The sequence below is a fragment of the Microbulbifer mangrovi genome (genome assembly GCF_002009015.1).
Taxonomy (GTDB): Bacteria; Pseudomonadota; Gammaproteobacteria; order Pseudomonadales; family Cellvibrionaceae; genus Microbulbifer; species Microbulbifer mangrovi.
Genome location: NZ_LZDE01000200.1, coordinates 1 through 7,893 on the forward strand (window position 1 = coordinate 1; position 7,893 = coordinate 7,893).

Sequence of the window (7,893 nt, forward strand, 5' to 3'; positions counted from 1 at the left end):
CTTCTTGCGCGCAAGCAAAAATATTCGTGACGGACGCTTTGTGCTGTTAGGCACCATTTGGTGGGTGTCCTTTATATTTTACGATTTGGTGGGTGTCCTTTTTATTATACGATTTATATTTTTTATTTATCAGCTCAGCTTATTGATTAGTGTACTTATCTAGCACACGACAGAAAAATTTCACCCCCGACAATACTTCTCTAACCAAGTTAGGAGAGACATCTCTCTGCCCCTGATGAACCACATTATTTCTAATCTCAAGCGCCTTGAAGCAATTTGAAAGCACAGTGGCCGGCACCACATCAACTGGCAACAACATTGGAATTAAGTATCTAATTGAGCCAGAAAGCCCCAAGTGACGAATTTGCACGCCAAGTCTATCAATGTCTATCCGGTCTATTGGCGTGTATTCTGATAGCATTTCGATTGCTGCATTACTACCAAACTTTGAAACAGAAACCTCGAGCGCAGAGACAACTTCAATTATGGCGCTTCTCATATGCCCCCCATCAAAAAGCTGCTCCGAATTCGCGAGAAGCTCAAAGACCAAGTTTGGCCTAATAGAGCCAGTGACAAATTGAGAAACACCAGCCCACTCATCACTTTTGATAGCTAATTCATCAGGGAGAATACGCCCATTCAAGACTGTAACGTTAGAAGGGCGCCAGTGAAACCATCCACCATCATCAATCTTAGCTTTTGCGTGAAACCTATTATTTAGGTTACCCAGCATATCTCGGGTAAATTTATACTCTGTTAGCCAATATTGACCCTTAACATTTCGCGCATAAGATATTAAACGATTAACAGCCTTAACAGAAAGTTGAGCGACCTCAACACCCAGGCACTCATATCGCTCTTTTAGCTTTCCATGTCGGTTACGCGCTGACTGAGGGTTATCATGAGTCTCGCTTGTGGTTATGCTTTCATTGAAAATGAAAGCAGCAAAATCATCATCAACATCTACCACCTCGACATTAACGATTAATTTTGATACAAGAATATTAACCCAATTACTAATTCGCTCTTCCGTCAATTCATGAAGACTAGTAACACATGATTTATCAATGGAAATGGATACGTTTTTCGAGCCGTCATTTATAACTATTGCATCCGAAAGATCTTCAGGAATCCACTTAAAAAAGTGAATGGAAGGCCCTCCCCATTCCTCATCACTTAGTGGAACAACGAATCGAATGTTAATTGTCTTACCCATTATGCTTGCCCGATTAATGCAAGTAAATATTTATTATAAGATTGACAGTTAATCCTGGAAAACACCTCCCCCTAAAAATATTCCGGATCCAGAGACTCCTTCAGAGCACCAATCCACTTAACAAATAACTACATCCAAATCGCTTGGTTCACGGTACTTCTAATACGCTTTAGAATTTGAGGCCCAATGTTTTCAATTGCCAGCAAATCCTCATCACTAGCATTCACGAGTGCCTCGAGATCATCAAAGTTATGCCCAGCCAGCAAACTTAGCATATATTCTGTGAGGCCATATGGGTATGCATTTGACTTTCTTAGTATCGTTATAGGCTTGTCTAATATATCCAGATCATGCCCTTCTAATGGTTCCGGCAATTCAAGCTTATACAGATCACTTCCACGATGAAATTCAACTGATTCTTCATGAAACTGCAAAAACTTATCTGTAATAATTGAATTTATTCTAGTCTGATCCAGATATTCAGTTAAATTACAGAGGTTAAGGATATATCTTGTACCTCTACCTCGAGATTTCATAGCTCGAGAAACTTCTTTTCGCGCGATAAAACCCACGTACTCCAATATTTCCAGAGGCTTATTCAAGCGCTGACCAATTTCACGCAAAATTATTGCTGACCGCTCACCCTTTTCCCCAGCCTTTTCGAGCAAAATGTGCGCAATCTGGTTTGCAGGGTCAACCATTGGCTGATATACGCCCAGCTTAGGTTCAACCTCTTCAAGAAGAGGCCAAAAGTAGTTATTGGAAAGCTGCTTGAATGCTCTCGAAATATGCGAAATCGAAACTACGCCTTCATGACCATTTAATGATGTTATTAACTCATTGCAGCTGTAAATAAATGACCGCATATTTCCGAGGACGGCCATTCCCAGCAACTTGCAAACAGTAATCTTTGGAAGGTGCCTTCCAAATTTTTCATCCCGTAAAGATTCGGAAAATCTTCTATCAAGGATTTCTTGAAACAAGTGAGGAAAATCGTCAGCGGTTTCCGATCGATTCACATCAACTACAGTAGCATCATTGTACACATCAAAACGGACACCAAATTTTGTGACGCCAGGGTAAATTGATGCCTTACAAGAAATTAAGTTATTAGAAAGAGTTCTAAATACATCAAAAAAATCCGAAAGACTTGCTTCTCGACCGATATGTGCCGCGTCATCAAATAACAAGACAATTCTTTTTCCATTGTCAACTGCAATCTGGGTTATTAGCTGCTGCAATTCTGGGACTGAATCTATATCAGTCTCACCTCCCTGCAGGTCAAGCTGACTGTATAGCTCAGACACAACCAAATTGCAGAACAGCTCTATATACTTAGATCCTTCCGACTGTAGTAACCCTAAGTGTCGCAGGCTAATGTAAATTCCTATCGCACCACTACTATTATCTCGAGGATATAAGCCTCGAGACGCTTCAATCATTAACGCACTTTTCCCGCAGCCTCGTGCTCCCTTAAGAAGAACAGGGCCATGCGCGCGCAGCTTTGCAATACACCGCCTATCTTGGGTTGTAAAGTAATGATACCTCTCAAACTCGTCTAACTCGAAGTCCTCTGCCGCTAGAACTAGGGAGTTATCTTCGTATGCCTCTTGTTCCATTTTTAACCTAGCTCCAACTCTTTAGCATTTTTATAGCATATATCGCAGTCCGCAATGGAAGACTTCTGATAAGCGTGCGGGACTCGCGATAGCAACAACCCGAGAGTTGCCACAACGAAAAATGCATCATTAATCAAACTGTAGACGGTATCTCTATCCAAAACTGACTGATTCGGGATTAGCAGCTCGTGATGTACACCTTTTGAAAACGATGAAAATAATGCGGTAATTTTTCCTCTCAAGGTGCTAAACAGTCCTTTGGTATCAGTTTTTGTCAACTCCGAGTACCAAGTACCTAAGGATTGCTCATCAGCCTCATCAACAATCTTTTGCGCACTATCTTTCAGCACAAGCTCTATTTGATAGGCACCTAAAAGAGCCCTCGTAGGGTTTTTCAGACTCTTTTCAGCCCATAGATCAGGTACCGCTACGTCAACGATATCCCCTTGCCATCTAATTGCAGTAGAATGCGGCTTACCCAGATCGTATTCAGATGTTTCCTGCTTACCCTTAATCAATATAATTTTAAACGGGTCTAACCTTGCAATAAGTGCCGTAGCAGAAAGCTCAAGCAAAGATCGGCCTAGATACGGACCATACAGAGAAAGCTTTTCATCTGTAGTATTTGGCAAATCAAGTATTTCAGATATCACATGATTAATTGAGGTGGACAAGTGCGACAATATATCGTCTATTTCACTTCCTTCCACAAATTGCTGTCCGCATAACAGCTTTGAAAAACAATCACTGTCCGTCAACCTTTACAACCTCAGATAGTAAATTTCACGTTATTCGAATTGGTTATCTAATACAGAATTTAAAAATAGCGCATTATTCATAGTGACCCTCTGGAACTCTGCCCCAGAGATTATCAAACGAAGTTTCCCTAGATCACTATTTCACACCTCTTCACGTCTTCAGCTAAAAATAAGCAGGGACAATCCTTTATTAATTCTGCGCATATGCGATCAGATAGTATTTAAATTGCCTAGTAAGTCAATGACTTAACCCAAAAAGGAGCAATCCAGATAAAGATAAAAGAAGCTTCTCTTTGAATGACCTGTATTAAACTAACCTCCCACACAAAAAAACGAGCCTCGTAAGAAGCTCGCTTTCTAGACCACCAGAATAAGCGCCAGCCCCCATAGGAGGGGGCCGAAACGATTCACCTAAAAGCTGTCCCCAGGCACCCGCACCCACCCTTCCATCAAAATCCGCGCACTGCGACTCATAATGGCCTTGGTAGCAGTCCACTGCCCATTCACCACTTCCGCTTCCGCACCAACCCGCAATGTGCCTGACGGATGGCCAAAGGTAACCGCATTGCGCTCCCCTCCCCCAGCGGCCAGATTGACCAGTGTGCCGGGAATGGCAGCAGCGGTACCGATGGCGACAGCAGCGGTGCCCATCATGGCGTGGTGCAGTTTGCCCATGGAGAGCGCGCGCACCAGCAGGTCGATATCGCCCGCGGCCACTTGCTTGCCGCTGGAGGCCGCATAGCCCTTGGGTGCCGCGACGAACGCGACCTTGGGGGTATGCTGGCGCGCGGCTGCCTCTTCCACCTTTGCGATCAGGCCCATCTTTACTGCGCCGTGGGCCCGGATGGTTTCGAATATGGCGAGGGCCTTGTCGTCACCGTTGATGGCTTCCTGCAGTTCGGTGCCGGTGTAGCCAATATCCGCCGCGTTGATGAAGATGGTGGGGATACCGGCGTTGATCATGGTGGCTTTCAGGGTGCCGACGCCCGGTACCTCTAAATCGTCCACCAGGTTGCCGGTGGGGAACATGGCTCCTTCGCCATCCGCCGGGTCCATGAATTCGATCTGCACTTCTGCCGCCGGGAAAGTGACGCCGTCCAGCTCGAAATCACCGGTCTCCTGCACTTCCCCATTGGTGATGGGTACGTGGGCGATGATGGTTTTGTTGATGTTGGCCTGCCAGATGCGCACGGTGCAGATACCGTTCTCTGGAACCCGCGCTGCATCCACAAAACCGCTGTTGATGGCGAAGGCACCGACGGCGGCGGTGAGGTTGCCGCAGTTGCCGGACCAGTCCACGAACGGCTTGTCGATGGAGACCTGGCCGAACAGGTAATCCACATCGTGATCCGGCTGCTCGCTCTTCGACAGGATGACGGTTTTACTGGTGCTGGAGGTGGCTCCGCCCATGCCGTCGGTCTGCTTGCCGTAGGGATCGGGGCTGCCAATCACCCGCAGCAGCAGGTTGTCGCGCGCGGCACCCGGAACCTGTGCGGATTCCGGGAGGTCCTGCAGGCGGAAGAACACGCCCTTGCTGGTGCCGCCACGCATATAGGTGGCGGGCACCCTTATTTGAGGGGCATGGATTTGCGGTACAGATGTTGTCATTGCGCGGCACCCTCGGCTTCGAGGAAGTCATTGGCGAAGCGCTGCAGTACGCCGCCAGCGCTGTAGATGGAGACTTCTTCCTGGGTGTCCAGGCGGCATTTCACCGGGACTTCCACGGTTTCGCCATCTTTGCGGTGAATCAGCAGGGTCAGGGTTGCGCCCGGAGTGTGTTCGCCGAGTACGTCGTAGGTTTCGGTTCCGTCCAGCCCCAGGGTTTCGCGGGTGGTGCCGGGCTGGAATTCCAGCGGCAGTACGCCCATGCCGATGAGGTTGGTGCGGTGAATGCGCTCGAAGCCTTCCGCGACGATCGCTTCCACACCAGCGAGGCGTACGCCCTTGGCGGCCCAGTCGCGGGAGGAGCCCTGGCCGTAATCGGCGCCGGCGATAATGATCAGCGGCTGCTTGCGGTCCATGTAGGTTTCGATCGCTTCCCACATGCGGGTGACCTTGCCTTCCGGCTCGATGCGCGCAAGAGAGCCCTGCTTCACTGCACCGTTGTCGTCGCGCACCATTTCGTTCAACAGTTTCGGGTTGGCGAAGGTGGCGCGCTGGGCGGTGAGGTGATCGCCGCGGTGCGTGGCGTACGAGTTGAAGTCCTCTTCCGGCAGGCCCATTTTCGCCAGGTACTCACCGGCGGCGCTGCTGGCCAGGATCGCGTTGGACGGCGACAGGTGGTCGGTGGTGATGTTGTCGCCCAGCACCGCCAGCGGGCGCATGCCTTTCAAGGTACGCTCACCTGCCAGTGCGCCTTCCCAATATGGCGGGCGGCGGATGTAGGTGCTCTGCGGGCGCCAGTGGTACAGCGGCTCGCCCTTCTCTGCTTCGGCCTTGTTCAGGTCAAACATCGGGATGTAGACCTCGCGGAACTGCTCGGGCTTCACGCTCTGTTTGACGATCGCGTCGATCTCTTCGTCACTCGGCCAGATATCTTTCAGGGTCACCGGGTTGCCGTCTTTGTCGTGGCCCAGTACATCTTTTTCGATATCGAAGCGGATGGTGCCCGCAATCGCATAGGCGACTACCAGCGGCGGCGAAGCCAGGAAGGCCTGCTTGGCGTACGGGTGGATACGGCCATCGAAGTTGCGGTTGCCGGACAATACGGCGGTGGCGTACAGGTCGCGATCGATGACTTCTTTCTGGATTTTCGGGTCCAGCGCACCGCTCATGCCGTTACAGGTGGTACAGGCAAACGCGACTACGTCGAAGCCCTGTTGCTGCAGTTCCGGCAGCAGCTCAGCTTCTTCCAGGTACATTTTTACGGTCTTGGAGCCCGGTGCCAGAGAGGTTTTTACCCAGGGCTTGCGGGTCAGGCCGAGCTTGTTGGCGTTGCGCGCGATCAGGCCCGCGGCAATCATGTTGCGCGGGTTGCTGGTGTTGGTGCAGCTGGTGATTGCGGCGATGATCACGGCACCGTCCGGCATTTCGCCCTCTTTCTCTTCCCATTCTTTGGCGATGCCACGGTTGGCCAGTTCGGATACCGGCAGCAGTGCGTGCGGGTTGGACGGGCCGGCGAGGTTGCGGCCTACGGAAGAGAGGTCGAACTTGAGTACGCGCTCGTATTCCGCATTTTTGAGGCTGTCTGCCCAGAGGCCGGTTTCTTGCGCGAACTTCTCAACCAAAGCTACCTGGTCGTCATCGCGGCCGGTGAGCTTCAGGTAGTCGATGGTTTGCTCGTCGATGGCGAACATGCCGGCGGTGGCGCCGTACTCCGGGGTCATGTTGGCGATGGTGGCGCGGTCGCCCAGGCTCAGGCTGGAGGCGCCTTCGCCGAAGAATTCCAGATACGCACCCACTACGCGCTCACGGCGCAGGAATTCGGTTAATGCCAGCACCATGTCGGTACCGGTGATGCCGGGCTTCAGTTTGCCGGTCAGTTCGACGCCGACGATGTCGGGCAGGCGCATGTAGGAGGCGCGGCCGAGCATGACACTTTCGGCTTCCAGGCCGCCCACACCCACGGAGATTACGCCGAGCGCATCGACCATTGGGGTGTGGCTGTCGGTGCCGACGCAGGTATCCGGGAAGGCAACGCCCTCTTTCACCTGTACTACCGGAGACATTTTCTCCAGGTTGATCTGGTGCATGATGCCGTTGCCGGGCGGGATCACGTCGACGTTTTCAAACGCGGTTTTGGTCCAGTTGATGAAGTGGAAGCGGTCTTCGTTGCGGCGCTCTTCCACGGCGCGGTTCTTTTCGAAGGCATCTTTTTCAAAACCGGGGTGTTCGACGGCCAGGGAGTGGTCGACGATCAGCTGGGTGGGCACTACCGGGTTTACTTTGGCGGGGTCACCGCCCTTCTCTGCGATGGCGTCGCGCAGGCCGGCGAGGTCCACCAGTGCGGTCTGGCCGAGAATATCGTGGCAAACGACGCGCGCGGGGAACCAGGGGAAGTCGAGGTCGCGTTTGCGTTCGATGATTTGTTTCAGGGCTGCGGTGAGTTTTTCGGGCTCACAGCGACGCACGAGGTTTTCGGCAAGGATGCGCGAGGTGTACGGCAGTTTTTCGTAGCTACCCGGCTGGATGTTTTCGACCGCTTCACGGGTATCGAAATAATCTAGGTCTGTGCCGGGGAGTTTTTTGCGGAATTCGGTGTTCATCATTTGTCACCCAGTCGGGTCATTCAGTCGGGTCGATTGTGTGGCGGCTCTGCTGACGGGCAGCCCTTTGCTGGACACGCCGTAAACCCATCCAT

The 7,893-nt window shown here is 51.1% G+C and carries 5 protein-coding genes; all 5 read right to left on the reverse strand.

What is annotated here, in order from left to right; all coding sequences use genetic code 11:
* Positions 1–139: 139 nt before the first annotated feature.
* Positions 140–1,216 carry a hypothetical protein gene (locus B4U49_RS02120; protein WP_078082935.1) on the reverse strand — a complete coding sequence of 359 codons (1,077 nt, stop codon included), beginning with the start codon at positions 1,214–1,216 and terminating at the stop codon, positions 140–142.
* 128 nt (positions 1,217–1,344) lie between these two features.
* Complete coding sequence (locus B4U49_RS02125) at positions 1,345–2,658, reverse strand: helix-hairpin-helix domain-containing protein (protein WP_143735479.1); 1,314 nt, start codon at positions 2,656–2,658, stop codon at positions 1,345–1,347.
* Positions 2,659–2,837: 179 nt separating this feature from the next.
* Positions 2,838–3,545 (reverse strand): hypothetical protein, encoded by a 708-nt coding sequence (locus B4U49_RS02130; RefSeq protein ID WP_078082937.1) that lies wholly within the window; start codon positions 3,543–3,545, stop codon positions 2,838–2,840.
* 459 nt (positions 3,546–4,004) lie between these two features.
* Entirely contained in the window at positions 4,005–5,201 is a 1,197-nt protein-coding gene (gene prpF, locus B4U49_RS02135) for a 2-methylaconitate cis-trans isomerase PrpF (RefSeq protein WP_078082938.1), read from the reverse strand.
* On the reverse strand, positions 5,198–7,801 hold the full coding sequence (gene acnD / locus B4U49_RS02140; protein ID WP_275078270.1) for a Fe/S-dependent 2-methylisocitrate dehydratase AcnD: 2,604 nt from the start codon (positions 7,799–7,801) through the stop codon (positions 5,198–5,200). Before acnD ends, prpF begins: the two co-directional genes overlap by 4 nt.
* Positions 7,802–7,893 lie beyond the last annotated feature (92 nt).